This is a genomic window from Mesorhizobium sp. M7A.F.Ca.ET.027.03.2.1 (assembly GCF_003999175.1).
In the GTDB taxonomy this organism is placed as follows: domain Bacteria; phylum Pseudomonadota; class Alphaproteobacteria; order Rhizobiales; family Rhizobiaceae; genus Mesorhizobium.
Window position 1 is genome coordinate 1 of record NZ_RZOM01001919.1, and the last position, 433, is coordinate 433.

Genomic DNA, 433 nt, shown 5'->3' on the forward strand with positions numbered 1-433 from the left:
CACTGGATGTGTGCTCAAGTTCAACGACAAGGGTGAAATCCTGGAAACGTTCTGGGACCTCCACGCGGTCAACCATCCGATGATCACGTCAATGCGCGAGCATCGCGGGTACCTCTATCTCGGCGGCCTGACCAACAATCGCATCGGACAGTTCAAACTCAAGGACGCCAATCCGAACTACGTTCAATATGACTTCAGGTGGGGAAAACGCGATGCTTGAGCTTCTCCGGAGGGTCAGTGACAACATCAGGGGCCGCGGCGAGGCTGCGATCACCATCCCGATCTTCGACGGTGCGCTGAAGCCGAACAGCCTGCTGGAAGACGCTACGATCCTGGATGAATTCGAAGCGCCCGAGGATCTCGCTTCCGACGGGAAGACCATCTATTTGGCCGATGGCCAGCGCATCCTCTCTCACGAAAGCGGCGAATGGAA

At 56.8% G+C, this 433-nt stretch carries 1 protein-coding gene and 1 pseudogene; both read left to right on the forward strand.

What is annotated here, in order from left to right; all coding sequences use genetic code 11:
• Window positions 1–220, forward strand: a 220-nt coding sequence (locus EN750_RS38770; RefSeq protein WP_145968411.1) for a hypothetical protein, incomplete at its 5' end; no start/stop codon positions are given.
• Window positions 213–433: pseudogene (locus EN750_RS38775) on the forward strand (hypothetical protein); the annotation flags it as partial. The gene EN750_RS38770 and the pseudogene EN750_RS38775, both read left to right, overlap by 8 nt.